We start from the raw sequence: 26,156 nt of genomic DNA, 5'->3' as shown, positions 1-26,156 counted from the left end.
TTGTCTATAATGGAAGTATTATTAATTCGGAGGAATAATTTATGAAGTGCATTGTTGGTTTAGGGAATATTGGAAAGAAGTATGAATTAACAAGACATAATATAGGTTTTATGGTAGTTGATCGTTTGGTTGAATCATATAATTTAGAGCTCAATCAACAGAAATTTAAAGGACTCTATACAATTGCGATGATAAATGGTGAAAAAGTCCTGCTAATAGAACCAATGACATATATGAACTTGTCTGGCGAAGCAGTGAGGCCATTGATGGATTACTTTAATGTTTCAACAGAAGATTTACTTGTATTATATGATGATTTAGATATGCCGCCTGGTAGACTACGCTTACGCCAAAAAGGATCTGCTGGGGGACATAATGGTATTAGATCATTGATTCAGCATCTAGGAACAGATCAGTTTAAAAGAATTAGAATCGGTATTGGTAGACCGACGGGCCATTTAAAGGTCGTTGACTTTGTTTTACAGAAATTTACCCATGATGAAATGATTATTATGGATAAAGTAATAGATCAGACTATTAAGGCGGTAGAGGCATTCATCGCAGGTGAAAGATTTGAAAATATTATGAATCAGTATAATGGTGATGTATGAAACAAATAATAGATAAACTCATATATAAAGATGAGCGATTTCAAGATTATAACAATGCAATCGGTAATAAAAATATACTAATCACTGGATTAAACCCATCTGCAAAAGCAATGATGCTCGCTGAAAGTTATATGCATCATCAAAAACAGATGGTTGTTGTTACAAGCAACCTTTATCAGGCTGAAAGGTTAGAAAGAGATCTCGTACAGCTCGTCAATGAAGAAGATGTCTTCAAATTTCCTGTACAAGATATCATGATTGAAGAATTCTCTACAAAGAGTCCGGACCTTATGCAAGAGCGTATAAGAACCCTCACCCATTTGGCAAAAGGCCAAAATGGGCTATTTCTCATTCCGGTGAATGGGCTTGAGAAATTAATTAGTCAAAAAGAAACATTCCTAAAATATCATTTAGAAATTACGTTAGGTGTTGATATAGACTTAGTGGAATTGCAGCAACGACTCATTGATATGGGATATCAAAAGACAGAACGTGTAACAACATTAGGAGAATTTTCCGTTCGTGGAGGACTCATTGACATATACCCAATGATTGGTGAACCTGTACGTATCGAACTATTTGACACCGAAGTAGACTCGATTCGTGCATTTGATATTGATAGTCAACGTTCGTTGCATAATATAGATAAGGTGGAGTTATCGACTGCAAGTGAATTTATTTTTTCTGCTGAAGATTTAAAGTTGATGTCAGATAATCTCAGCGAAGCATTTGAGAACACACGTACGAAGATTAAGACGAATGTCCGAGATGATTTAAGAGAAACTTATGAAACGGTAAAACTTAATATGACGGAGTTGTTTAGTCATAATATTCTGCGTCGCATGGTTAAATTTGCCTATCGTGAAGAGACGACAATTGCAGATTATTTTAAAGAGGATGCCATCATTGTGATTGATGAATATAATCGTGTGATAGAGGCTAAAGATGCGGCGATTCGAGAAAACAGCGAATTTATGGAATCACTGATCGAATCTGGTCGTGGATTTATTGGTCAGACGTTTATCAAAGAAGGTAGTTTAGAAGCACTTACGAATAAACATAAAGTTGCGTACTTCACTTTATTTACTGCAAGTATGACTGCAGTGATCGATGAGGTTTTTAAGTTTTCATGTAAACCTGTGCAACAATTTTATGGTCAATATGACTTAATGTTCTCAGAGTTTGATCGTTATCGTAAGAATGACTTTAATATAGTGGTGTTAGCAACAAATGATACGCGAAAAGAAAAGATTAAGTCGATGCTCACTGATATGAATCTTCCAGTAACATTTAATATCGATGAAAGCAAGCCTGGTATATCTACAATTGTACAAGGGGATCTTTCAGAAGGGCTCGAACTTCCTTATATGAAACTAGTTGTTATAACGGAGCGAGAACTGTTTAAGTTACGTAAAGAAAAACCAAAACGTACTCAAAAAAAATTATCAAATGCTGAGAAAATAAAATCGTATCAAGAACTAAATATAGGTGATTATGTTGTTCATACACATCACGGTGTTGGCCGTTATCTTGGTGTAGAGACATTGCTCGTTAATAAACTGCATAAAGACTATATTAAGATTCAATATAAAGGTACGGATCAACTGTTTGTCCCTGTTGATCAGATGAGCCAAGTACAAAAATTCGTTGGTTCAGAAGATAAGGATCCAAAGCTCAATAAACTTGGCGGAACAGAGTGGAAAAAAACGAAAGCGCGTGTTCAAAAGAACGTTGAGGATATTGCGGAAGAATTATTAAAGCTCTACCAAGAACGCGAACGCATAGAAGGGTATCAATTTGGTCCGGATACTGAAGAACAAGAAAACTTTGAAATGGACTTTCCGTATGAACCGACGCATGATCAAAAGCAAAGTCTTATCGAAATTAAAGGTGATATGGAAAAAAGTAAGCCGATGGATCGTCTGTTATGTGGAGATGTTGGATACGGTAAAACGGAAGTTGCAATCCGCGCGGCATTTAAAGCTGTTATGGATGGGAAACAAGTTGCGTTCTTGGTACCTACAACAATATTAGCCCAGCAACATTATGAAACAATTATTGAGCGTATGCAGGATTATCCGGTAGAAGTGCAGATGATGAGTCGTTTTAGAACGACGAAAGAAGTTAATGAAACAAAGAAAGGACTCAAATCAGGGTTTGTAGATATCGTTGTCGGAACACATAAATTACTCGGGAAAGATATCGTATACAAAGATCTGGGATTGCTGATTGTAGATGAAGAGCAACGTTTCGGCGTGACGCATAAAGAAAAGATTAAAGCATTAAAGACGAATGTAGATGTATTAACTCTAACAGCGACACCAATTCCAAGAACATTGCATATGAGTTTGTTAGGTGTACGAGATTTATCGGTGATTGAGACGCCGCCAGAAAATAGATTCCCAGTGCAGACTTACGTACTTGAGTACCAGCATAACTTCATAAAAGAAGCGATGGAAAGAGAATTATCAAGGAATGGACAAGTGTTTTACCTTTATAATCGCGTTGCTACCATTTATCAAAAGGCAGAACAGCTCGAGATGATGATGCCTGATGCTAGGATTGCGGTAGCACATGGACAAATGTCTGAAAGAGAATTGGAAGAAACGATGCTCGGCTTTATTAATGGCGAATATGATATTCTTGTTACAACTACGATTATCGAAACAGGGGTGGATGTGCCGAATGCAAATACATTGATAATTGAAGATGCAGATCGTTTCGGATTAAGTCAGCTGTACCAACTGCGCGGACGTGTTGGTCGTAGTAATAGAATTAGTTATGCATACTTCCTTCATGCGCCGAATAAAGTACTCACTGAAGTTGCAGAGCAAAGACTACAAGCGATTAAGGAATTTACTGAACTTGGTTCAGGTTTTAAAATTGCGATGCGTGATCTAAATATTCGTGGTGCAGGGAATCTACTAGGAAAACAACAGCACGGATTCATTGACTCAGTGGGATATGACCTGTATTCAGAAATGCTACAGCAAGCAGTGAATGAAAAACGGGGGATTAAAGAGGAAGAAGCGGTGCCACAATTAGAGGTTGATGTAGAAATAGATGCATATATTCCGGCAGAATATATAAGAGAAGAACAGGCAAAGATTGAATTTTATAAGAAATTACGTAGTGTTACGACAGAGCAGGAACTGATCGATGTCCAAGACGAAATGACCGATCGTTACGGGGAATATCCAGAAGCCGTAGATCACCTCATGAAAATTGTTGAAATTAAAGTAAATGCATTAAGCTTCGGTATTGTACAAGTGAGAGACACAGGAAAATCGATTGAACTGGAAGCTTCAGAAGCAACAACGACTAAAGTTAATGGTGAGCGTTTATTTAAAGCGACAGAATCTTTTGGCAGAGATTTGAAGATTGAATACAAAGATAATAAACTGACATTTATATTAAAGAAACAATCAAATTGGTTATCTGCACTTGTGCAGCTATCTCATCGAATTCAGGAAGGAATTATGATGGATGGAGAATAAGCCAGTCTTTAATAGCGTAATTATCTTAACGCTTACAATGCTATTCGTAAAGGTATTAAGTGCAATATATAGAGTGCCATACCAAAATGTATTAGGGGATACCGGGTTATATGCTTATCAACAAGTGTATCCGCTAATTGCAATTGTCTCAGTGCTATCTTTAAATGCGATTCCCTCCGTTGTCAGTCAGTCGCAGTATGACACTTTATTTATGAAACAGTTAAGAAGTATACTGGCGATGGTTAGTTTACTGAGTTTAGTGTTAATTGTTGTATTTAGTAAACATATTGCATTTCTTATGGGAGATACAGAGCTTGAGCGCATGTTGCAAGTATCTGCATTAGTACTCCTACCATTTCCATTTGTGGCTTTGGCGCGTGGACAGCTTCAAAGAAAACATCAAATGGAGCATATTGCTGTCAGTCAGGTTATTGAACAGATTGTTAGGGTTATAACGATATTGTTTGCAATTACCTTGTTTGTAAAAGCTGATTTTTCAGTGTATGAAAGTGGTAGCATCAGTATATTCGGATCGTTTTTAGGTTTGAGTGCTGCTTATATCTATTTAAAGGTAAAAGGGTTTACGCATCTTGAAAGTAATTATCAAAACAATGAGGTACGAACCTATTATCTCGATTTCTTTACTTTAATATTTTTTTATAGCTTAAGTTATTTAGTACTCATTTTATGGCAGCTGGTTGACAGTTTTACGATGATTAATCAACTGAAACAAATAATGAGTTTAGATGAAGCAAGAGAACTAAAAGGAGTTTATGACCGAGGCAGCTCGTTAATTCAAGTGGGGCTTATAGTAACAACGTCATTTTCGCTCGTGCTCATTCCAGTATTAGCAGAGTGCAGAGCTAAGAATGCATTAACTGAAATGAAATCTTATGCGGATAGTGCTTTGAAGATAACAATCGTTTTCAGTAGTGCAGCTGCTGTAGGATTGATGAATTTAATTCGTCCTCTAAATTTATTTTTATTTGAAACGATAACGGGATATGAAGCGTTAGCCATATATATGTTATCTGTAATATTCGTATCACTGATTATTATGTTTACAGCCATGCTACAAATCTATAACGCATTTCGTATTCAGTTGGTAGCTGTCATAGCCGGAATCATGACGAAGTTTCTGCTTAACTTGTTGTTAATACCACAGTTCGACATCACAGGGGCATCAATAGCTACTGTGGCTGGACTTGTAATGTATACACTATGTCTTTATTACAAAGTACAAAAAATATATGAACTAAAATTAAATACCTTTATAAAACGCTGGTTGCTAGCACTTACTGTAATGAGTATCGCCATTCAATGCATATTAGTGATTCCTTATAGTACAAGACTTACAGCTATGGGTGTATCTATTATGGGTGTGGTTATAGGATTGACTGTTGTATTGTATGCTATGGTGAAATGGAAGATTATCAGTGTACAAGAGTGGTATCATCTACCGTTTGGAAATATAATGATAAAATTAATGAAAGGATGATTTGATGGGTAAGATAACAGTGGTAGGATTAGGGAACTATGGGTTAGATGAACTACCGTTTGGTATTTATCGCTTTTTAAATAAAGTAGATAAAGTATATGTTCGTACATTAACGCATCCGGTAGTAGAAGATTTAGAAGATATCGAGTGGATCAGTTTCGATGAAGTGTATGAAAAGCATAATCAATTTAGCGAAGTATATGCAGAAATTGTTCAGACTTTAAAAGAAAAAGCGATGGATGATGATATTGTTTATGCAGTTCCTGGACATCCAATGGTGGCAGAATCTACAACGGAGTTATTATTACAGGATAAAGCTATCGATATAGAAGTGTTAGGTGGGAAAAGCTTTATCGATGACTTATTCCAGGCAGTATCATTTGATCCTAATAATGGATTTCAAATGCTGGACGGGACGATGATGACAAGTGAAGCGATTAATATTAGAAATGCATTAATCATCACGCAAGTATACGATCAGATGATAGCAGGAGATGTGAAAGTTACATTGATGGAGAAATACCCTGACGATCACAAAGTTGCTATAGTTACAGGTGCCAGAGGGCAAGGATCAGCAGTTAAGTGGTGCCCTTTATATGAGATGGATCATGACTTTGAGCTATCTAATTTAACTTCGCTTTTTGTACCTGCGTTAAGTCAAGAACATTATGTTGGAGATTTTGAATATTTAACATCCATTATGGATAGATTAGTTGCAGATGACGGATGTCCATTTGATAAAGTTCAAACCCATTCTAGCTTGAAACGTTACCTTTTGGAAGAGACATATGAATTATTTGAAGCGATTGATAATGATGATATCGACCATATACTTGAAGAGTTAGGAGATATACTTCTTCAAGTAGTGTTCCATGGTGCGATTGGCAAGAAGTCAATGATGTTTGATACACGTGAAATTGTCCAGGCTATTAGCGAAAAGATGATTAGACGTCATCCGCATATATTTGGAGAAGGAGTAGAAGTAAACAGCATTGAAGAATTAAATCAAGTGTGGAAAAATGCAAAGCAATCAGAAGGTAAAGAAGAAAAACAGATAAAACAAGAGAAAATTTTTGCAGATTTATATTTAAAATTATATGATTTGGTTAACAATCAGAAAATGACAGTTCAGCAAGCACTTAAAGTATTGGTAGGTGAAGAGAATGAGACTCGATAAATATTTAAAAGTATCACGGTTGATAAAAAGACGTACTTTAGCAAAGGAAGTCAGTGACCAGGGACGCATTAAAATCAATGGCAATGTGGCTAAGGCCTCAAGCAATGTAACGATTGATGACGTATTGGAAGTAAGGCTTGGACAACGTGTTATCACGGTTAAAGTGACTGATTTAAAAGAGCATGCAACAAAAGATAATGCAAAAGGTATGTTTGAAGTGGTGTCAGAAGAAAAAATACACGCTGATGAATAGAGGTGTTATGCGTGGCAAAAAAAGTGAGTAATCTGGACAATGACTATACTTCAGAAAAAGCGTTGCGAGAACGAAGGAAAAGAAAAAATAATCGAGTAATAAAGAAAAGGTTGTTCGTATTCGGTGGAGGATTATTGAGTATCTTGCTACTTCTAACGGGAGTGTTGTTATATCAGATAAGTGTCAATAACCACCTAAAAGAAGAGCATGCTAAGCAACGTGCAGAATATAAGCAATTGCAGGAAAAAGAGATTGTACTTAGAGAAAAGCTAAAACAACTCAATAGTAAAGAATATATTGAGAAAATAGCAAGAAGTGAATATTTCCTGAGCAATGATGGAGAAGTAATCTTTAAGTTACCGGATAATAAAGATTCGAAGTCAGATAGTGAAGGGCAATAAAGAATTCACTGACTATTTAGATTTATAGCGTTGTAAAAAGTAGTGAGTAAGCATATAATGGTATATTATGAAGAATTTTATCAGGAGGATTTATTAATCTTATGTCAATTGAAGTTGGAAACAAATTAAAAGGTAAAGTTACAGGTGTTAAAAATTTCGGTGCTTTCGTTGAATTACCTGAAGGAAAAAGTGGTCTTGTACACATCAGTGAAGTTGCAGATAGCTATGTAGAGAATGTTGCAGATCATTTAAAAGTCGGCGATGAAGTAGAAGTTAAAGTATTGACGATTGGTCAGGATGGTAAAATTAGTCTTTCTATTAAGAAAGCAAAAGAGCGTCCTAAAAAACCTGTAGCCCCTAAAGTTGAAAAAAAACCAGAAGATTTTGAGAAACAATTATCAAACTTCCTAAAAGACAGTGAAGACAGACAAACTTCAATTAAGCGACAATCAGAATCTCGTCGTGGTGGTCGTGGATCAAAACGCTAATATTATTTTTTAGCATTAAACAATCTCACTTAAATATTACTTTAGTGAGATTGTTTTATTTTATTGATAAAAGGTGATGAAATGGAACGTTTCTGGAAAAAAGATGAGAACATTGGCGTTGCTGTTTCGGGCGGTGTTGATAGTATGGTATTACTCGATAAAATAAGACAATCAGGGTGCTTTAAGCAGTTATATGTACTGCATGTTAATCATCAGTTACGTGATATATCGCAAGAAGAACAAGAGATGTTGCAACGATATTGTACATTACATGGACTCGAACTTATCGTCTATACGATACCACAAGGAACTTTCGATTTAAGCAAAAGTATTCAGCACAAAGCGAGGAAACTCCGCTATGCTTTTTTTGAGTGGACTGCAAAAGAAAAAGGTATCAGCTGGGTTCTGACCGCGCATCATAAAGATGATCAGATTGAAACGATATTCTTCAGGTTGCTATCTAACCGTTTTACTTTTCAGCCTCCAAGTATGCAGATGATTGTAAAGGGTACGGTGAATTACGGGAAGCCACTATTAAATTATTCTAAATCAGAATTGTATCAATATGCAGAGCGTGAACGTGTTCCATTTATGGAAGATGAATCAAACGAAGAGATAAAGTATACTCGTAATTACATAAGGAATGAAATTATAGATAAGTTAGATGAGGCAAAGCTTTCAAAAGATAACTTGCTACACGTTGCCCATTACATAGACTTGGCACAATCATTGGTCAGACAATGTGCGGTGAAGTATTCAGAAGGTATAGAAATTAACAGTGTTAACCGTACGCAGCTAAAGAAAGAGAATCATCTTGTGCAGCAATATGTCATCCAGTCATTATTAAGTCATTTTATAGATGAATCTATCAGTGTGCGTGAAGTTGATGAGATCATACGAGTGATGAAGACGGAGGCTACGCACGCGTCATATACATTTGGAGAATATACATTGTATATGGCCTATGACCACATTACGGTGCGTAAACAAGAAGAGAAGAATAACTTTCTTCACATTTCGTTACCAGGGAAGTATAAATTTAATGAATATATGATTCAAGTAAATTATTTAAAAAGTGATATAATAGTAAGGAATCGTCAAGAAGGAGATGTGCTCTCTACTGATGGTCATCATCAAAAGGTTTCTAGAATAATGAAAGATTTAAAGATTCCCATATATGAAAGAGACACTATTCCGCTCATAGTATATGAGGGAATAATCATTGCTATTGGAAATTTAAAGTCGAGTAACCATTTTATGAATCAACATATAAAAATTTCAAAGGAGTATTAATATGCACAATGATATTAAAAGTACAATTTTAACGAGCGAACAAATTCAAGATACTTGCAAACGGTTAGGAAGTGAAATCACTAAAGATTACGCTGGGAAAAACCCGCTGTGTATCGGTATATTAAAGGGATCAATTTTATTCATGGCAGATCTTATTAAAAATATTGATACCCATGTTGAATTAGAATTTATGGATGTGTCTAGTTATCATGGCGGAATGGAATCCACTGGAGAAGTAAAGATTTTGAAGGATTTAGATGTTTCTGTAGAAGGTCGTGATTTGATCATCATAGAAGATATTCTTGAGACAGGTACTACGTTAAATGCTATTGTAGACTTATTAAAGTATCGCAAGGCTAACTCAATCGAAATCGTCACATTACTCGATAAACCAATGCGCAGAAAGGTAGATATCGAAGCAAAATATGTAGGTGAAAAAATACCGGATGAGTTTGTAGTAGGATATGGCCTTGACTATCAAGAGCATTATAGAAATCTGCCGTATATCGGTTTGCTGAAAGAAGAAGTATATACTAAATAACACTCAAATGTTGTTATTTCCCCTTAAGTTTAAATAGTAGATTGAATATAGTTAAATATGGTAAAATGCTTTTTAGCTTTATATATGGAGTAGGAGGAAAATTTGAATGCAAAAAGCCTTTCGTAGTATTTTAATGGTAGCGCTTGTTGGTATTGTAATATTCGGTGTGTTCTCGATGATTAACGGCACTGGATCAATGCCCAAGCAAATGACATATACAAAACTCATGTCCGAACTTGAAAAAGGCGAAGTTGAAGAAATGACAATTCAGCCAGGACAGGAAGTTTACCTCGTAAAAGGAAAGTTAAAAGGTGCAAAAGCAAATGAAACATTTACTTCTGTACTGATGTATAACAACCAGAAAGATTTAGAGAAGATTACTAAAATTGCCGAAGATCAAAAAGGTGATTTAAAGTTTGATATTAAACCAGCTGATAAAGAAAATGTATTTTTAGGTATGTTAAGTACACTAATCCCGATTTTATTATTAGCATTCGTCTTTATCTTCTTCCTCTCTCAATCACAAGGTGGCGGCGGCGGTGGCCGTGTTATGAATTTCGGTAAATCGAAAGCCAAATTATATGACGATAAGAAGAAAAAAGTACGTTTCAGCGATGTTGCTGGAGCTGATGAAGAGAAGCAAGAGCTTGTTGAAATTGTCGATTTCTTAAAAGACAATCGTAAATTTAAGAAGATGGGTGCAAGAATTCCTAAAGGTGTTCTTTTAGTAGGACCTCCTGGTACAGGTAAGACATTGCTTGCACGTGCAGTTGCTGGTGAAGCAGGCGTACCATTCTTCTCAATTAGTGGTTCTGACTTCGTGGAAATGTTTGTCGGTGTTGGTGCTAGTCGTGTACGTGATTTATTTGAAAATGCAAAGAAGAATGCACCATGTATTATCTTTATCGATGAAATTGATGCAGTAGGACGTCAACGTGGTGCTGGTGTCGGTGGCGGTCACGATGAACGTGAACAAACATTAAACCAGTTATTAGTTGAAATGGATGGTTTCGGTGAAAACGAAGGAATCATTATGATTGCAGCTACGAACAGACCGGATATACTTGACCCTGCCTTACTTCGTCCAGGACGTTTTGATCGTCAAATTCAAGTAGGTGCACCGGACGTTAAGGGTCGTGAAGCAGTACTTAAAGTACATGCACGTAACAAACCATTCGATGAAACAGTAGACTTAAAGGCACTTAGCCAACGTACTCCTGGGTTCTCTGGAGCAGATTTAGAAAATCTATTAAATGAAGCAGCACTTGTTGCGGCACGTCAAGGTAAGACTAAAATTGATATGCGTGATATTGATGAAGCAACAGACCGTGTAATTGCTGGTCCAGCGAAGAAATCACGTGTTATCTCGGTAAAAGAACGAAATATTGTTGCATGGCACGAAGCAGGTCATACCATTATCGGTTGTGTACTTGATGAAGCAGAGATGGTTCACAAAGTAACAATCGTTCCACGTGGAAATGCCGGTGGATATGCAATGATGTTACCGAAGCAAGATCGTTATTTCATGACGAAGCCTGAGTTGTTAGACAAGATTGTTGGTTTACTTGGTGGACGAGTAGCAGAAGAAATTACATTCGGTGAAGTATCTACAGGTGCACACAATGACTTCCAGCGTGCGACAGGAATTGCTCGTAAAATGGTAACTGAATATGGTATGAGCGATAAGCTTGGACCATTACAATTCGGCCAATCACAAGGTGAAGTATTCCTTGGACGTGATATGGGTCACGAAGCTAATTATTCAGATCAGATTGCTTATGAGATTGACCTTGAAGTACAACGTATCATCAAAGAAAGTTACGAACGTTGTAAACAGATTTTACTTGAAAATCAAGACAAACTTAATTTAATTGCTAAGACGTTATTAACAGAAGAAACACTAGTTGCCAACCAAATCAATAGCTTATTTGAAAACGGGACACTACCAGAAGTAAGCTACGATGATTCTCATTTATATCATATTAAAGAAAAAGATGAGAAAGTAATGGACAATACTTCAGATAATAGCCGTGTTACGATTAAGGATGAGGATGAAGATGAAGAAGAAACAGGCTCATCTTATGAAGAAGTGAAAGAGCAGTTAAAAAATCCAGATGTACCTGTTGAAGAAAATGAACAAGAACCAGAACCTAAAGTAGATAGATTAGATAAAGATAAATTTTAACAAACCAATCCCTTTTCTTCTTTACTATGAGATGAAAAGGGATTTTTTAAAGGAGAGTCAAGATGACACAAGATTATTTAGTAAGAGCCTTAGCATTTAATGATGAAGTACGTGCCTTTAGTGTACGTACTACAAATACAGTTGAAACTGCAAGACAAAAGCATGACACATGGCGTGTAGGAACAGCGGCGTTAGGTAGAACGATTACTGCTGGAGCGATGATGGGTGCAATGTTAAAGAATGAAGAAAAATTGACGATAACGATTAATGGTGGCGGACCATTAGGACAAATCGTTGTTGATGCGAATGGTAAAGGTGAAGTAAGAGGTTACGTAGAAAATCCACATATAGAAGTTGAATCTATTCGTCCAGGTAAGATGAATGTTGGTGCCGCAGTGGGAGCAAATGGGTTTTTACGAGTGGTTAAAGATATAGGGATGAGAGACTACTTTACAGGATCTACTGAATTGCATAATGGTGAAATTGCTGAAGATTTTACCTACTATTTTGCGACAAGTGAACAAGTACCAAGTGCTGTAGGTCTCGGTGTATTATGTACACCTGAAGAAGTTACTGAAGCAGCAGGTGGTTTTATCATTCAGCTGATGCCTGGTGCGAGCGAAGAAACAATCTCTTTATTAGAAGAGCGTCTTGCGAACTTAACTCCAATCTCAACTTTGATTGATCGTGGTTTGTCTCCTGAACAAGTGCTTGAAGAAGTGCTTGGAGAAGACAATATTCGTATACTCGATCAGATGCCTATAGAATTTAAATGTAATTGTGGTAGAGAGAAGTTTCTTGCTGCTATTAAAGGCTTAGGAGAGGCGGAAATTGTAAGCATGATTGAAGAAGATCATGGTGCAGAAGTAGAGTGTCATTTCTGTAGAGAACAATATCATTATTCTGAAGAAGATCTTAGAGCATTGATTACAGATTAATATAAGCTTGAATATTTTTATCTTGTGTGTGAATTTGATATAATAAATCCGATAAGTGTAATAAGAATAAAATTACAATTTGGAGGAATTATCATGACACAAAGAGTTGAATGCATTACAGACTTAATCGGGAATACACCTTTAGTTAAGTTGAACAATATTGTTCCAGCTGGAGCAGCAAATATTTATGTAAAGTTAGAGTATCAAAATCCAGGAAGCTCAGTGAAAGATAGAATCGCACTTGCGATGATTGAAGCAGCCGAAAAAGAAGGTATTATTAAACCTGGTGATACGATTGTCGAACCGACGTCAGGAAATACTGGAATTGGTCTTGCAATGGTGGCAGCAGCAAAAGGTTATAAAGCGACTTTAGTTATGCCGGATACGATGAGTCAAGAGCGTCGTACATTGTTACGTGCATATGGTGCTGAGCTCGTACTTACTCCTGGCGCTGAGGGAATGAAGGGTGCAATTCAAAAAGCGAATGAACTTAAAGAACAAAATGGTTACTTTATGCCGCAACAATTTGAAAACATGTCCAACCCTAAAGTGCACGAACTGACGACAGGACCTGAGATTATTGAAGCGATGGAAGGGTTATCGATTGATGCCTTTATTTCAGGTGTTGGTACGGGCGGAACACTAACAGGTGCTGGACGCGTATTAAAAAAACATAATCCAGATGTTGAGATTGTCGCGGTAGAACCTGCCGATTCTCCAGTATTAGGTGGCGGACAACCTGGACCGCATAAAATACAAGGTATCGGCGCAGGCTTTGTACCTCAAACTTTAGATACAGAGGTTTATACAAACATTCAGCAAGTAACGAATGATGAAGCGATGGAAATGAGTCGAAAAATAGCCAAAGAAGAAGGTATTCTTGTAGGAATTTCATCAGGTGCTGCGGTCAAAGCTGCAATTGATAAAGCGGTCGAACTTGGTGAAGATAAAAATGTTATTGCAATCATCCCAAGTAACGGGGAGCGTTATTTATCAACAGTATTATTTGCTAACTTAGCGGATTAATAACCATATTGAATCCCACTTAAATCGATTGATTTTTGTGGGATTTTGTTATTTTTTTATACCTTGTCTATTTTTGATATAATATTTACAAACTAAGATGAGGTGAGATAAGTGAAACGAACACAAGTAATGGGAATCCTGAATGTAACTCCTGATTCATTTTCGGATGGTGGAAAATATAATACTTTACAAACCGCGGTAAGTCATGCGCGAGAGATGATTGAAGAAGGTGCGGATATTATTGATATCGGTGGCTATTCAACGCGACCTGGATATACAGAGATTTCTATCGAAGAAGAATTAAATCGCGTTATTCCGGTGATAGAAGCGCTGAAAGATGAAAAGGTACTGCTTTCAGTAGATACTTTTCGTAGTGAAGTAGCGCGTGAAGCTCTGAAGGCAGGATGCAGTATTATTAATGACCAATGGGCTGGAAAGTTTGATCAGTCGATGTTCGATGTTGTAGCACAGTACGATGCAGATATTGTATTGATGCACAATGCAGAGACGGAAGTCGTTGGTGATGTGATGGAACATATGATCACAGATTTATGTACACAAGCAAGAGCAGCAGAACAAGCTGGCATTGAAAGAGATAAAATTTGGCTTGATCCAGGTATTGGGTTTGCAAAGAACCGTAATCAAGAAGTTGAGGTTATGAGAAGGCTTGAAGAACTTACGCAAATAGGATATAAAGTATTGTTAGCTACTAGTCGTAAACGTATGGTGAAAGAATTACTGAACGACAACTCAGTACCTGCCGATCGTGATGAAGGGACACTTGCAACAACGGCAATTGGTGTGAATGCAGGTGTAGATGCGGTGCGCGTTCATAATGTTTTGATGAATAGTAGATTTTTACGTGTAATGGATCAACTAAAAGGAGATTGTGATGGATAGAATATTTATAGATGGAATGCAATTCTATGCGTATCATGGTGTGTTTGAAGCGGAAAATGAAATAGGTCAGATCTTTATCGTAGACGTTTCTCTTGATGTAGATTTGAAGCATGCAGGCGAAACAGATGATCTGGAACATACTGTAAACTACGGTGCAGTATATGAAGATGTGAAGCGCGAGATGCAAATTCAGTCTAAACTACTTGAGCATGTAGCAGAACGTATTGCAAAAACACTCTTCAATCACTATAATCAGATAATGGCGTTAAAAGTAAAGATTACAAAACAAAATCCACCAATACCTGGTGTGTATGATGGTGTGGGTGTAGAAATCGTCAGGGAGCGTCAATAAATGAAAGTTTATATTAGCTTTGGCAGCAATATAGGTGATAGAGAATATCAAATAAACGAAGCATTGCGAAAGCTTGAGCAAATTCAAGATACAAAGCTTTTAGCAGTATCATCTTTGTATGAAACTGTCCCTGTTGGTGGGGTTGAGCAGGACGACTTTTTAAATGGTGCAGCGGTTGTTGAAACGAGTTTAACACCGATTTCATTTTTAAATGAAATTCAGCGTATTGAACTTGAATTAGGTCGCGAACGTAAAATTCATTGGGGTCCGAGAACGATAGATTTAGACGTATTGTTAATAGATGAGATTGTTATTGAACATGATAGGTTGAAAGTACCACATCCTTTTATGCATGAGCGAAGCTTCGTACTCATCCCGTTAGCTGAAATTGCATCTGAAGCAGTACATCCTGTCTTAAATAAGAAAATTAGAGAACTTGTAACTATGGACCCGGAAGTAAGACAATATAAGTGAGGGTAATGATATGTGGAAAATTGGAGATATTGAAATTAATAACAAAGTAGTGCTTGCGCCTATGGCTGGTGTATGTAATGCGGCATTTAGATTGACGGTTAAAGAATTTGGTGCAGGATTAGTATGCGCTGAAATGGTAAGTGATAAAGCAATTTTGTTTAACAACGAAAAAACGATGAAGATGCTGTATATTGATGAAAATGAACGCCCATTGTCACTTCAAATCTTTGGTGGAGAAAAAGAGACGCTTGTTGAAGCAGCGAAATATGTTGATCAAAATACAACTGCAGATATTATCGATATAAATATGGGTTGCCCGGTTTCTAAAATTATTAAATGTGAAGCGGGTGCCAGATGGTTATTGGACCCACCGAAAATTTATGAAATGGTTTCTGCTGTAGTCGAAGCAGTAAATAAACCGGTAACTGTAAAGATGCGCATTGGATGGGATGATGAACATATTTACGCTGTAGAGAATGCGAAGATGATTGAAAAAGCAGGAGCATCAGCAATAGCAGTACACGGTAGAACACGTGTGCAGATGTATGAAGGTCATGCAGACTGGGACGTCATTCGCCAAGTAAAAGAAGCGGTAAGTATCCCGGTTATCGGGAATGGTGATGTTACAAGTCCGGAACTTGCTAAGAAGATGCTGGATGAGACCGGTGTAGATGCAGTTATGATTGGTCGTGAAGCACTGGGTAACCCGTGGATGATTTATAGAACAGTACATTATTTAGAAACTGGAGAACTTATGCCAGAACCACCGATTTCAGAGAAGATGGATGTTGCAGTATTGCATTTAGACCGTCTGATCAATTTAAAAGGTGAAAAGGTAGCGGTAATGGAAATGCGTAAACATGCATCATGGTATTTAAAAGGTATTAGAGGTAACGGTAAAGCAAGAAAATTAATCAATCAGGCTGAGACACGCGATGAATTAGTTGATATACTTAGAACATTCGAACAAGAAGTAGAAGCATCAGAATCTAAAATTTTAGAAGGAGTAGAATAATATGACTGAAGAATTAAATGACCAAATGCTGGTTCGCCGTCAAAAAATGCAAGATTTATTGGATTTAGGAATCGATCCATTTGGACAGAAGTTTGAAAGAACAGCAACATCTAAAAGCTTAAAAGAAGATTGGGATGCTTTTTCTAAAGAAGAATTACATGATAAAGAAGCGGAGTCTCACGTTTCGATTGCAGGACGTATTATGACGAAGCGTGGTAAAGGTAAGGCAGGATTTGCCCATGTCAAAGATTTAGAAGGACAAATTCAGATTTACGTTCGCAAAGACGCAGTGGGTGATGAACAGTTCGATTTATGGAACAGTGCTGATCTAGGAGATATTGTAGGTGTTGAAGGTGTAATGTTTAAGACGAATACTGGAGAACTTTCTGTTAAGGCAACATCATTTACGATGCTTGCGAAAGCTTTACGCCCATTACCTGACAAATTCCACGGCTTACAAGACGTAGAACAACGTTACCGTCAACGTTATCTTGATTTAATTACAAGCGATGAATCAACACAGACGTTCATTACACGTAGTAAAATTATTCAGGAGATGCGTAGCTACTTAAATGCAAAAGGCTTCTTAGAAGTAGAAACGCCAATGATGCATACAATTGCCGGAGGTGCCGCAGCACGTCCGTTCGTTACACATCATAATGCGTTAGACATGGAATTATACATGCGTATTGCGATTGAATTACACTTAAAACGATTAATCGTTGGTGGATTAGAGAAAGTTTATGAAATTGGACGCGTGTTCCGTAACGAAGGAATTTCAACACGTCACAATCCTGAATTTACAATGATCGAATTATATGAAGCTTATGCTGATTATAACGATATTATGGATTTAACTGAAGAGATGGTAGCTTATATTGCGGAGAAAGTAACTGGATCTACAACAGTAACGTATGATGGTGAAGAGATTCACCTTGCACCAAAATGGCGTAGATGGCATATGGTTGATGCTGTAAAAGAATTTACAGGTGTTGATTTCTATAATGTAAATACAGACGAAGAAGCACATGCGCTTGCAAAAGAACATGGTGTAGAAGTAAAGCCGAATATGAAATACGGTCATGTATTAAATGAATTCTTCGAACAAAAAGTAGAAGAAAATTTAGTGCAGCCAACATTTATATATGGCCATCCTGTTGAAGTATCACCACTTGCAAAACAAAATCCCGAAGATAAACGTTTCACAGATCGTTTTGAATTGTTTATTGTACGTCGTGAACACGCGAATGCATTTACTGAGTTAAATGACCCGATTGACCAAAAACAACGTTTCTTAGCGCAAATGGAAGAGAAAGCCCAAGGCAATGACGAAGCGCACGAAATGGATGAAGATTACATCGAAGCATTAGAATATGGTATGCCACCAACAGGAGGACTCGGTATCGGTATTGACCGTTTAGTAATGTTGCTTACAGATAGTGCATCAATCCGAGATGTATTATTATTCCCATACATGAGACATAAATAATGAATTTAAGCGCTAAATCCCTTTAAACAAGGGTTTTTAGCGTTTTTTTATTGCATAATTATTTATCAGAAAAATAAAACTTTAAGAATGAGAAAAAAAGTATTGAAAAAGTGTTGACTTTAACATGAGTATTTTGTAAGATATAAAAGTCGCTTGAAACGAGTGGCATTAAAGAAAATAAATCAATTGTAAAGTTCATGAACGCAGTGTAAAATTTACTATTGAAAATATCTTCGAAGCTGTTATACTTATATAAGTATTGAAAATTTGTCTGGTGACGATGGCAGAGAGGTCACACCTGTTCCCATACCGAACACAGAAGTTAAGCTCTCTAGCGCCGATGGTAGTTGGTCTTACGATCCGCGAGAGTAGGACGTTGCCGGGCAATATATAAATGGATGCGATGAGCCGCACATTGGGGACCTGTTAGGTCTCTTTTTTTTATGTCTTAATTTAAGTAAATTAAATGTGTTACAATAATAGATATTTAAAATAAATTGAAGTGAGTGTGTTACATGAAAATAACGATAAATTCAATTGAAGATACAGAGCGTCTCGCACAAACAATTGCGACGCTTGTTACGCGTGGGGACGTGTTGTTGCTCCATGGTGATCTAGGGGCTGGTAAGACGACTTTCAGCCAATTTTTTGGGAAAGCACTTGGTATAGAACAGAAGATTACTTCTCCTACATTTAATATTATAAAATCGTACGAAGGTAAGCTTCCGTTTCACCATATGGACTGCTATCGTCTTGAAGGTGCGGAAGATGATCTTGGATTTGATGAATATTTCTACGGAGATGGTGTCACAATTGTTGAATGGCCTGAGATGATTGAAGAATTCCTTCCAGAAGATTATATTGAGCTTAATCTTAAGTATATTGAAGATTCAAAACGTGAAATAGAGATTCAGGCGATGGGTTCTAGAGGAAATCGCTTAAAGGAGCAGATTATTGATGAAGTTACTGCATATTGATACGAGTAATCAGCCTTTATCCGTGAGTATTACTGATGGTGATAGTGTACTTGCTGAATTTAACAGTGGTATGCGTATTAATCATTCTATTACATTAATGAGTCAGATCGAGCGTTTATTGAAGTATACACAGTTAACGATGAAAGATATTGAAGGCATCGTCGTTGCTTCAGGACCAGGATCTTATACTGGTCTCCGTATCGGTGTGACAGCTGCTAAGACGTTGGCGTATACTTTGAATGTCCCTTTATATTCAGTTTCTAGCTTAGCTGCGTTAGCGGCAACTGTAAGGATGCATGAATTCCTGTTAATTCCTATATTTGATGCGCGTAGAAATCATGTGTATACAGGAATGTATCGTTATAAAGGTGTTAGATTAGAACGTGTTGAAGAGGATTGTTATATTTCTATAGATGAATTAAATGCTAAATTAAAGGCCCAGCACTTACCTTATATATTCTTAGGGATGGATGCTGTGAAACTTGAAGATACGTTAAAGGGTCCTGTATTTTATTGTATTCCTAGAAGTGCTGAAATGCGTCGTTTAATTGATATAGATCATCCAGTGAACGTTCACACATTTGAACCGACATATTTAAGGATATCGGAGGCAGAACGCAATTGGCTGAACAAACAGGATTAGTTATTAGAAAGATGGAACCGGGAGATGTCCCGTCAGTATATGATATTGAGCAAAAGGCCTTTCCGAGTGGATCGTGGACATTGGATGCTTTCTATCATGAACTGGAGAAAAATGAATTTGCGCACTACTTTGTACTTGTTCTGGATGGAGTAGTGATTGGCTATCTAGGCATGTGGATTGTGGTAGATCAGGCGCAAATTACGACTGTTGCAGTGAATGAACAGTTTAGAGGATTTGGTTATGGAAAGCTATTACTAGAGTATGTAATGAACTATGCACGAATAACATGTGAAATGATGAGTTTAGAAGTAAGAGTAGAGAATAATGCAGCACGAGGACTGTATGAAAGTCTTGGCTTTACCTATGGAGGCATTAGACGCGACTATTATGGTACTGGTGAGGATGCGAAAGTGATGTGGGTGAAATTACGATGAATAGTGAGAAAGATATAACGATTTTGGCAATAGAAACAAGCTGTGATGAGACTGCAGCAAGTGTTGTACGTAATGGCTATGAAGTATTAAGTAACGTCGTCAATTCTCAAATTGAATCACATAAGCGATTTGGTGGTGTCGTACCTGAAGTAGCGAGTAGACATCACGTTGAGAATATTACGATGGTTATTGAAGAAGCACTTGTTGAAGCGCATATGACTTGGGATGACATTGATGCTGTAGCTGTGACTGAAGGACCAGGGTTAATTGGTGCATTGCTTGTCGGTATAAATGCGGCGAAGGCATTGGCACTCGCACACAGTAAACCTCTGATACCAGTACATCATATTGCAGGACACGTCTATGCGAATCATATTGAAGAACGATTGACATTCCCGATGCTTGCACTCGTCATTTCCGGAGGACATACAGAACTTGTGCTCATGAAGGATCATATGGCTTTTGAAGTGATTGGCGAAACTCGAGATGATGCAGTTGGCGAAGCATATGATAAAGTAGCAAGAACGATAGACTTACCTTATCCAGGCGGGCCTCATGTCGATAGACTTGCTGCAAGTGGGGAAGATGTACTAGAATTTCCACGTCCGATTATGGATGATTATGATTTTAGCTTCAGTGGACTTAAAAGTGCAGTCATTAATAAACTGCACAATTTAAATCAAAAAGGGATCAGCTACAACAAAGAAGATGTTGCTGCAAGTTTTCAAGCAAGTGTTATTGATGTATTAACTACACAGACGTTTAAAGCGCTAAAAGATTATGATATTAAACAGTTACTTATATGTGGAGGTGTGGCGGCAAACCGTGGCATCCGTGCACGTATGGAAACGATGTGTGATAGCAATGATGTTAAACTATTAATACCACCGTTAAATCTATGCACAGATAACGCGGCAATGATTGGAGCAGCAGCTTATTATCAATATATTGCAGGCAAGCTTGGAACGATGGACTTAAATGGACGTTCAAATATCGATCTATAGTTACAAAGTTGATAGTAAAGTAGCTGTCACAATAAAAAGGAAGTCATCGTAATGGATGACTTCCTTTTTATTGTAAAATCATAGCATAGAAATCTAATAATTTAGAAAGAATAATGCTTCCCATACATGCACGCTATGCCTAATTTATTATAAATTAACCGATAGAATATATATTGATTAAAAAACACGAACATACGTACTTGTACACAAGTTGTTAACAAAATGTGCATAACTATATGTCAATAGTACTTTTTACACATTAAAAGCGATATGTTTTTGCTGCAAATCTGTGGATAAGTATAATAACTTTGTGGATTACTTATAATATAACATTTTTATTGTGTATAACTGTGTGAATATCTGTTTTCAGAAAATAGCGTGTATTAATGAAAAATTATCCTTCTAATGCCATTTCGATGTCTGACCATTTTTCAAGTAATTTTTCATTTTCACTATTGAGTATAATAAGTTCTTCATTGAATGTGTTTGCTTTTTCGATATCACTGAATACTTCTGGCTTTGTAAGTTCGAGTTCAATTTCATTGATACGCTCTTCGTTTGTTTCGATTTGCGTTTCCAGCTTTTCTTTTTGTCGCTCTAGCTTTCTGATCTCTTTTTGGTTCGCTTTGAATGCGTTATAGTCGTTCTCTTTATTTACGGATTTCGTTTGTTCTTCTGCTTGATGTGCAAGTATGGCCATACGTTCTTCTTCTTTTTCAATGAAGTAAGAATAGTCGCCTAGGAACATACGCCCGCCCTCTTTATCCATATGGAATACTTTCGTTGCGAGTTTGTTGATAAAATAACGGTCGTGACTGACAAAGAGCAATGTTCCTGGGTAATGGATGAGTGCATCTTCCAGTACTTCTTTCGCATCGATGTCTAAATGGTTCGTCGGCTCATCGAGTATGAGCACGTTATGATTTTCAAGGCTAAGCTTTGCGAGCTGGAGTCGAGCTTTTTCGCCACCGGATAAGTCATTGATGATTTTCTTGACATCATCTTGTACGAATAAGAAACGTCCAAGCACAGTTCTGATTTCTTTCTCAGGCATTGCAGGATAGTACTGCCATAATTCTTCCAGCACGGTATTGTTCGATGAGAATTCAGCTTGTTTCTGATCGTAATAACCAATCGACAAGTTTGCACCGTAATGAACCTCTCCAGAAAGAGGCTTTAATAATTTAGCAATTGTTTTGATGAGCGTTGTCTTGCCGATGCCATTCGGGCCGATAAATGCGATTGCGTCTTGTTTAGAGACATCAAAGTTGATATTGGTTGCAAGAGGCGTTGAATAGCCGATTGCAAGATCAGTACAACGCAGTACGTCATTTCCTGTTTCTTTATCTATAGTAAAGCGCAGGTTCATTGAGTGGTCGTCTTGTTTTGGCATATCGATCTTTGTCATCTTCTCTAATACTTTGCGGCGGGACTTTGCCATGCCACTCGTCGATGCACGTGTAATATTCTTCTGTACGAATGTTTCTAGTCGTTTGATTTCAGCCTGCTGACGCTCATATTCGGCCTGCATCTTATCATAGAATTGATCACGCAGTTCAATAAATTTTGAATAGTTACCGGCATATTTCGTTACTTGTCCGAGCGCGACATCATATACTGTATTCGCAACCTTATCTAAGAAATAACGGTCATGTGAAATAATGACGATGGCACCGTTGTACGTCGTTAAGTAATTTTCCAGCCATGCAGTTGTATCCATATCAAGATGGTTCGTCGGTTCATCAAGTAATAGTAAGTCGGGATTATGAAGTAGCATCTCAGCAAGTGCGAGACGTGTCTTCTGTCCGCCAGAGAAGTTATCTATTTTCTTATGGAAGTCTTCTTCTGTGAAGCTTAATCCTGTTAAGACAGATTTGATCTTCGTTTCATATAAATAACCATCTTGTGATTCGAACTTTTGCTGCAGTCTTTCGTATTCTGCTAATTTCTCTTGATATGCATCACTCTGTGCATCTTCACTCTGTTCACTTAAGTAAGTGGCGATGCTATTTAACTCCTGCTGCATGCGCTCTAAATGTAAGAAGGGTTTCTTCATAGCCTCATAGACTGTACCTTCAGCATTTAAAGTCATCTGCTGTGTTAAGTAACCAACGTTTACATGTTTAGCAATAGACAGATGACCTGAATCGTAGTCTTCAGTTCCAGCAAGAATCTTCATTAATGTCGTCTTTCCGGCACCATTTCTGCCGACAATGGCTATACGGTCATTGGATTTAACTTCAAATTTTACATTTGAGAATATATTTTCACCTGAATAGGATTTTGTTAAATTACTAGCTTGTAATAGTATCACTTTGTTCACCTCTCTTTTATTGTACAGTAGTGTGATATCAGTGGGAATCATTTATCGTTAATTCATAATTTCACATAGTCATTTATTAGTATAGATGTTATAATTATATCGATGTGAAAGTTATCACAAAAAATAGAAACGGGTGAATAGGATGTCGAAGGACCAAATCAAGATTCCTAAAGCCACTTTGAAACGACTTCCTTTATATTATCGTTTTGTTAATACGTTATATAATTCAAATGTTGAACGAGTGAGCAGTAAGGAATTAAGTGAAGGATTACAGATTGATTCTGCAACAATACGCAGAGATTTTTCTTATTTTGGAGAACTTGGCAAGAAAGGATACGGATATAACGTTAAATTCCTGCTAAATTTCTTTAAGACGACGTTACAGCAAGATATGATTACGAAGGTCGCGATTATCGGTGTCGGTAATTTAGGGACAGCACTAGTGAACTACAACTTCTCGATTAATGATAGAATGAAGATAACAGCAGCATTCGATGTGAATGATGAAGCGATTGGTCGTAAGATTGGCAAGATTGAAGTTCAGGATATGAAAGAGTTTGAGAAGGTTGTAGAAGCTACAGGGATTCAAGTCGTTATCTTAACGGTTCCAGGTAGTGTTGCTCAAGACGTCGCAAATAGAGTGACAAAAGCACAAATAAAAGGTATATTAAACTTTACACCAGAACGTTTAAATGTACCGAGCGGAGTACATGTACATCACATTGATCTCGGCGTAGAATTACAATCATTAATTTTCTTTATGAAAAATCATTAGGGGGATAAATATATGTTTTTAGGTTTAGCATTATCAGGACCAGTTGTTATATTTCTAGGAATTATCGCTTTAATTATCTTTGGTCCTAAGAAATTACCAGAGTTTGGTCGTGCCATGGGAACATCTCTTAAAGAATTCAAAGATGCAACAGATGGCATCATGAAGGATCACGAAGATAAAGATAACAAAGATATCAAATAAATTGAAATTTTAAAGCGGCGATGTAGTGCCGCTTTTTGTATGAGGAGGTCAATTCCTTACATGAATAAAGATGATTTAACAGTAGTTGAGCATTTAGAAGAACTGCGTAAACGAATTATGACAGTCTGTTACTTCTTAGTAGCAGGCGTTATCGTCGGATTCTACTTCGGAAAGCCGGTCACAAAGTACTTGACGAAGGATGATGTGCCAAAAGAAATTACTTTACATTACTTTAAAGTAAGTGATCCGCTGACAATTTATATTACAGTGATTATGTTAATTGCACTCATCTTAATCTCGCCTGTTATTCTGTATCAAATATGGGCGTTTATCTCACCCGGACTGCATCCCAAAGAAAGAAGCGCTACGTTAGCATATATTCCGATCAGTATTATATTATTTCTTGCTGGGCTATTGTTCAGTTATTATTTAGTATTTCCTTACCTCATCTTCTTTACGTTAGGGCTCGCAAGCGAGATTGGTGTCAACCAGATGATTGGTGTAAGAGAGTACTTTAACGAAATGCTGCGCTTTACGCTGCCTTTCGGGTTTGTCTTTCAGTTACCGATTCTTTTACTGTTCTTAACACGACTTGGTATCGTCACACCGATGTTCTTAAGTAAGAACCGTAAGTATGCTTATTTTATTTTATTTGTCTTTGCCGCATTAATTGCACCTGCTGACTTTATGACGTATTTAATGTTCGCTGTGCCGATGTTACTGCTGTATGAAGTGAGTATCCAAATAAGCAAGATCGGCTATAGACAATATTTAAAAGGTGAACAGAAACTGATTGAAGAAGAACTTGAGAAGTAGTGACAAAGCTACTTCTTTTTTTATATTTTCTGATAGAATATAAGTAATATATTTCAAGGAGAATTATGATGAAGGAATCCCAGATAGTGCCATTAACAGAGCAGGAATTAGAGGAACTTGAAGCGCAAGTCGGCAGCAAGTTAGATGTGTATCCATCACAATTGAATTATAATATTGCTGACCATGGATTCGATTATCAGCCCGTCACCTTTATGCTGGATGAACAAGACCGTTGCCTATTAATCGGCAGAATTGGTGATGTACTTGCTACACCAAGGATTGTGTCAATCGAGGATGGACAGCTAAGACAACGGCCACTACTTTCTTCTAGTAGGCAAGGCAAACTTGAAACAGCAGAAGGTTACGCCACAAGGAAGAATGTTCGCCTGCATCCTTATGAAGGCAATAATTATGAACTTGTCGCTGAGATTATAGAGAATAATGCCTTAGAATATATACTTGAATTACGTGTTTCAAGAAAAGAGCGCACGGTATTGATCTATGACACAGAGAAAAGAATATTTACTGTGGATCGTTCGGATAGTGGTTTGATTGATGAACCCTATACAAAGTTTATTACGTTGCACGAACCATTGACAAAGTTACACTGCATTGTTCATAAACAGACGATAGAGATATTTATCAATGATGGAGAAGCAGTAATGTCCACGCGTATTAATACATCAGAATCAGCAGATGGCATTAGAACATCGGCGGTTCATGGGGATGTTTATTTGAAGCTATGGAAGTATGATTTAAAGGATGCATAAAAACATCCACAAATTTTAGAAAATTTTTGTTTTAATTGTTTTCAGCAAATAGTATATTTATACTGAAGTGAAGCT

Annotated in this window: 26 protein-coding genes and 1 rRNA gene; 26 read left to right on the top strand and 1 reads right to left on the bottom strand. The window is 37.1% G+C overall.

Annotated elements, in window-relative coordinates:
* Positions 1-41: 41 nt before the first annotated feature.
* The 22 genes from pth (at position 42) to tsaD (ending at position 21,196) form a co-directional block, all read left to right on the top strand.
* Positions 42-611: an aminoacyl-tRNA hydrolase gene (pth, locus tag ACZ2V4_RS04885; RefSeq protein WP_099482377.1), complete on the top strand. Its 570-nt coding sequence runs from the start codon at positions 42-44 to the stop codon at positions 609-611.
* Complete coding sequence (gene mfd / locus ACZ2V4_RS04880) at positions 608-4,108, top strand: transcription-repair coupling factor (protein WP_490514568.1); 3,501 nt, start codon at positions 608-610, stop codon at positions 4,106-4,108. Before pth ends, mfd begins: the two co-directional genes overlap by 4 nt.
* Positions 4,098-5,606: an oligosaccharide flippase family protein gene (locus ACZ2V4_RS04875; protein WP_490514567.1), complete on the top strand. Its 1,509-nt coding sequence runs from the start codon at positions 4,098-4,100 to the stop codon at positions 5,604-5,606. Before mfd ends, ACZ2V4_RS04875 begins: the two co-directional genes overlap by 11 nt.
* A gap of 1 nt (position 5,607) precedes the next feature.
* A complete protein-coding gene (locus ACZ2V4_RS04870; RefSeq protein ID WP_490514566.1) occupies positions 5,608-6,783 on the top strand; it encodes a MazG nucleotide pyrophosphohydrolase domain-containing protein in 1,176 nt (391 codons plus the stop codon).
* Positions 6,770-7,036: an RNA-binding S4 domain-containing protein gene (locus ACZ2V4_RS04865; protein ID WP_041636228.1), complete on the top strand. Its 267-nt coding sequence runs from the start codon at positions 6,770-6,772 to the stop codon at positions 7,034-7,036. The genes ACZ2V4_RS04870 and ACZ2V4_RS04865 overlap by 14 nt, the downstream gene beginning before the upstream one ends.
* A gap of 11 nt (positions 7,037-7,047) precedes the next feature.
* The gene (locus ACZ2V4_RS04860) at positions 7,048-7,437 is read left to right on the top strand and encodes an FtsB family cell division protein (protein WP_490514565.1); all 390 of its coding nucleotides are present in this window, start codon (positions 7,048-7,050) and stop codon (positions 7,435-7,437) included.
* A 101-nt stretch (positions 7,438-7,538) separates the two neighbouring features.
* A complete protein-coding gene (locus ACZ2V4_RS04855; protein ID WP_219493345.1) occupies positions 7,539-7,925 on the top strand; it encodes a S1 domain-containing RNA-binding protein in 387 nt (128 codons plus the stop codon).
* 81 nt (positions 7,926-8,006) lie between these two features.
* The gene (tilS, locus tag ACZ2V4_RS04850; RefSeq protein WP_419895181.1) at positions 8,007-9,218 is read left to right on the top strand and encodes a tRNA lysidine(34) synthetase TilS; all 1,212 of its coding nucleotides are present in this window, start codon (positions 8,007-8,009) and stop codon (positions 9,216-9,218) included.
* 1 nt (position 9,219) lies between these two features.
* Positions 9,220-9,759 carry a hypoxanthine phosphoribosyltransferase gene (gene hpt, locus ACZ2V4_RS04845; protein WP_283722615.1) on the top strand — a complete coding sequence of 180 codons (540 nt, stop codon included), beginning with the start codon at positions 9,220-9,222 and terminating at the stop codon, positions 9,757-9,759.
* 106 nt (positions 9,760-9,865) lie between these two features.
* Positions 9,866-11,944, top strand: a complete 2,079-nt coding sequence (ftsH, locus tag ACZ2V4_RS04840; protein ID WP_219493342.1) for an ATP-dependent zinc metalloprotease FtsH — start codon at positions 9,866-9,868, stop codon at positions 11,942-11,944.
* A 62-nt stretch (positions 11,945-12,006) separates the two neighbouring features.
* Entirely contained in the window at positions 12,007-12,882 is an 876-nt protein-coding gene (hslO, locus tag ACZ2V4_RS04835; protein ID WP_219493340.1) for an Hsp33 family molecular chaperone HslO, read from the top strand.
* 93 nt (positions 12,883-12,975) lie between these two features.
* Positions 12,976-13,908: a cysteine synthase A gene (cysK, locus tag ACZ2V4_RS04830; protein ID WP_490514564.1), complete on the top strand. Its 933-nt coding sequence runs from the start codon at positions 12,976-12,978 to the stop codon at positions 13,906-13,908.
* A 111-nt stretch (positions 13,909-14,019) separates the two neighbouring features.
* Positions 14,020-14,808, top strand: coding sequence for a dihydropteroate synthase (gene folP, locus ACZ2V4_RS04825; RefSeq protein WP_219493337.1), 789 nt, complete (start codon positions 14,020-14,022; stop codon positions 14,806-14,808).
* Positions 14,798-15,160 carry a dihydroneopterin aldolase gene (gene folB, locus ACZ2V4_RS04820; RefSeq protein WP_219493335.1) on the top strand — a complete coding sequence of 121 codons (363 nt, stop codon included), beginning with the start codon at positions 14,798-14,800 and terminating at the stop codon, positions 15,158-15,160. Before folP ends, folB begins: the two co-directional genes overlap by 11 nt.
* On the top strand, positions 15,161-15,634 hold the full coding sequence (gene folK, locus ACZ2V4_RS04815) for a 2-amino-4-hydroxy-6-hydroxymethyldihydropteridine diphosphokinase (RefSeq protein WP_219493333.1): 474 nt from the start codon (positions 15,161-15,163) through the stop codon (positions 15,632-15,634). It abuts the gene before it with no gap.
* A 10-nt stretch (positions 15,635-15,644) separates the two neighbouring features.
* A complete protein-coding gene (gene dusB, locus ACZ2V4_RS04810; RefSeq protein ID WP_099482366.1) occupies positions 15,645-16,649 on the top strand; it encodes a tRNA dihydrouridine synthase DusB in 1,005 nt (334 codons plus the stop codon).
* Between the two features lies 1 nt (position 16,650).
* Positions 16,651-18,138 carry a lysine--tRNA ligase gene (gene lysS / locus ACZ2V4_RS04805; protein WP_219493331.1) on the top strand — a complete coding sequence of 496 codons (1,488 nt, stop codon included), beginning with the start codon at positions 16,651-16,653 and terminating at the stop codon, positions 18,136-18,138.
* 270 nt (positions 18,139-18,408) lie between these two features.
* A 5S ribosomal RNA gene (rrf, locus tag ACZ2V4_RS04800) occupies positions 18,409-18,523 on the top strand.
* A 130-nt stretch (positions 18,524-18,653) separates the two neighbouring features.
* The gene (gene tsaE / locus ACZ2V4_RS04795; RefSeq protein ID WP_219493134.1) at positions 18,654-19,115 is read left to right on the top strand and encodes a tRNA (adenosine(37)-N6)-threonylcarbamoyltransferase complex ATPase subunit type 1 TsaE; all 462 of its coding nucleotides are present in this window, start codon (positions 18,654-18,656) and stop codon (positions 19,113-19,115) included.
* Complete coding sequence (gene tsaB / locus ACZ2V4_RS04790) at positions 19,096-19,758, top strand: tRNA (adenosine(37)-N6)-threonylcarbamoyltransferase complex dimerization subunit type 1 TsaB (protein WP_101035871.1); 663 nt, start codon at positions 19,096-19,098, stop codon at positions 19,756-19,758. The genes tsaE and tsaB overlap by 20 nt, the downstream gene beginning before the upstream one ends.
* Before the next feature lie 11 nt (positions 19,759-19,769).
* Positions 19,770-20,192, top strand: a complete 423-nt coding sequence (gene rimI / locus ACZ2V4_RS04785; protein ID WP_490514574.1) for a ribosomal protein S18-alanine N-acetyltransferase — start codon at positions 19,770-19,772, stop codon at positions 20,190-20,192.
* A complete protein-coding gene (gene tsaD, locus ACZ2V4_RS04780) occupies positions 20,189-21,196 on the top strand; it encodes a tRNA (adenosine(37)-N6)-threonylcarbamoyltransferase complex transferase subunit TsaD (protein WP_283722410.1) in 1,008 nt (335 codons plus the stop codon). The genes rimI and tsaD overlap by 4 nt, the downstream gene beginning before the upstream one ends.
* Positions 21,197-21,590: 394 nt before the next feature.
* On the opposite strand, the gene ACZ2V4_RS04775 is transcribed toward tsaD, so the two are convergent.
* Positions 21,591-23,510, bottom strand: coding sequence for an ABC-F family ATP-binding cassette domain-containing protein (locus tag ACZ2V4_RS04775; protein ID WP_490514563.1), 1,920 nt, complete (start codon positions 23,508-23,510; stop codon positions 21,591-21,593).
* A 151-nt stretch (positions 23,511-23,661) separates the two neighbouring features.
* On the opposite strand from ACZ2V4_RS04775, the gene ACZ2V4_RS04770 reads away from it, so the two are divergent.
* From ACZ2V4_RS04770 to ACZ2V4_RS04755, 4 genes are all read left to right on the top strand, one after another.
* Positions 23,662-24,294, top strand: coding sequence for a redox-sensing transcriptional repressor Rex (locus ACZ2V4_RS04770; protein ID WP_041636186.1), 633 nt, complete (start codon positions 23,662-23,664; stop codon positions 24,292-24,294).
* Between the two features lie 12 nt (positions 24,295-24,306).
* Positions 24,307-24,495, top strand: a complete 189-nt coding sequence (locus ACZ2V4_RS04765) for a twin-arginine translocase TatA/TatE family subunit (protein ID WP_099482721.1) — start codon at positions 24,307-24,309, stop codon at positions 24,493-24,495.
* Between the two features lie 60 nt (positions 24,496-24,555).
* A complete protein-coding gene (gene tatC / locus ACZ2V4_RS04760) occupies positions 24,556-25,311 on the top strand; it encodes a twin-arginine translocase subunit TatC (protein WP_015912219.1) in 756 nt (251 codons plus the stop codon).
* A 68-nt stretch (positions 25,312-25,379) separates the two neighbouring features.
* Entirely contained in the window at positions 25,380-26,081 is a 702-nt protein-coding gene (locus ACZ2V4_RS04755) for a GH32 C-terminal domain-containing protein (protein WP_157821018.1), read from the top strand.
* Positions 26,082-26,156: the final 75 nt, after the last annotated feature.

The sequence above is a fragment of the Macrococcus sp. CoH-51_TC_04 genome, assembly GCF_058188655.1.
Note: the sequence above shows the minus strand (reverse complement) of the source record. Positions and strands in the feature narration are given on the sequence as shown.

Bases quoted from the DNA above. Each gene is read 5' to 3' on its own strand.
- pth (WP_099482377.1), top strand. From the start codon at position 42: ATGAAGTGCATTGTTGGTTTAGGGAATATTGGAAAGAAGTATGAATTA.
- mfd (WP_490514568.1), top strand. From the start codon at position 608: ATGAAACAAATAATAGATAAACTCATATATAAAGATGAGCGATTTCAA.
- ACZ2V4_RS04875 (WP_490514567.1), top strand. From the start codon at position 4,098: ATGGAGAATAAGCCAGTCTTTAATAGCGTAATTATCTTAACGCTTACA.
- ACZ2V4_RS04865 (WP_041636228.1), top strand. From the start codon at position 6,770: ATGAGACTCGATAAATATTTAAAAGTATCACGGTTGATAAAAAGACGT.
- ACZ2V4_RS04855 (WP_219493345.1), top strand. From the start codon at position 7,539: ATGTCAATTGAAGTTGGAAACAAATTAAAAGGTAAAGTTACAGGTGTT.
- tilS (WP_419895181.1), top strand. From the start codon at position 8,007: ATGGAACGTTTCTGGAAAAAAGATGAGAACATTGGCGTTGCTGTTTCG.
- hpt (WP_283722615.1), top strand. From the start codon at position 9,220: ATGCACAATGATATTAAAAGTACAATTTTAACGAGCGAACAAATTCAA.
- ftsH (WP_219493342.1), top strand. From the start codon at position 9,866: ATGCAAAAAGCCTTTCGTAGTATTTTAATGGTAGCGCTTGTTGGTATT.
- hslO (WP_219493340.1), top strand. From the start codon at position 12,007: ATGACACAAGATTATTTAGTAAGAGCCTTAGCATTTAATGATGAAGTA.
- cysK (WP_490514564.1), top strand. From the start codon at position 12,976: ATGACACAAAGAGTTGAATGCATTACAGACTTAATCGGGAATACACCT.
- folK (WP_219493333.1), top strand. From the start codon at position 15,161: ATGAAAGTTTATATTAGCTTTGGCAGCAATATAGGTGATAGAGAATAT.
- dusB (WP_099482366.1), top strand. From the start codon at position 15,645: ATGTGGAAAATTGGAGATATTGAAATTAATAACAAAGTAGTGCTTGCG.
- lysS (WP_219493331.1), top strand. From the start codon at position 16,651: ATGACTGAAGAATTAAATGACCAAATGCTGGTTCGCCGTCAAAAAATG.
- tsaE (WP_219493134.1), top strand. From the start codon at position 18,654: ATGAAAATAACGATAAATTCAATTGAAGATACAGAGCGTCTCGCACAA.
- tsaB (WP_101035871.1), top strand. From the start codon at position 19,096: ATGAAGTTACTGCATATTGATACGAGTAATCAGCCTTTATCCGTGAGT.
- rimI (WP_490514574.1), top strand. From the start codon at position 19,770: ATGGAACCGGGAGATGTCCCGTCAGTATATGATATTGAGCAAAAGGCC.
- tsaD (WP_283722410.1), top strand. From the start codon at position 20,189: ATGAATAGTGAGAAAGATATAACGATTTTGGCAATAGAAACAAGCTGT.
- ACZ2V4_RS04770 (WP_041636186.1), top strand. From the start codon at position 23,662: ATGTCGAAGGACCAAATCAAGATTCCTAAAGCCACTTTGAAACGACTT.
- ACZ2V4_RS04765 (WP_099482721.1), top strand. From the start codon at position 24,307: ATGTTTTTAGGTTTAGCATTATCAGGACCAGTTGTTATATTTCTAGGA.
- tatC (WP_015912219.1), top strand. From the start codon at position 24,556: ATGAATAAAGATGATTTAACAGTAGTTGAGCATTTAGAAGAACTGCGT.
- ACZ2V4_RS04755 (WP_157821018.1), top strand. From the start codon at position 25,380: ATGAAGGAATCCCAGATAGTGCCATTAACAGAGCAGGAATTAGAGGAA.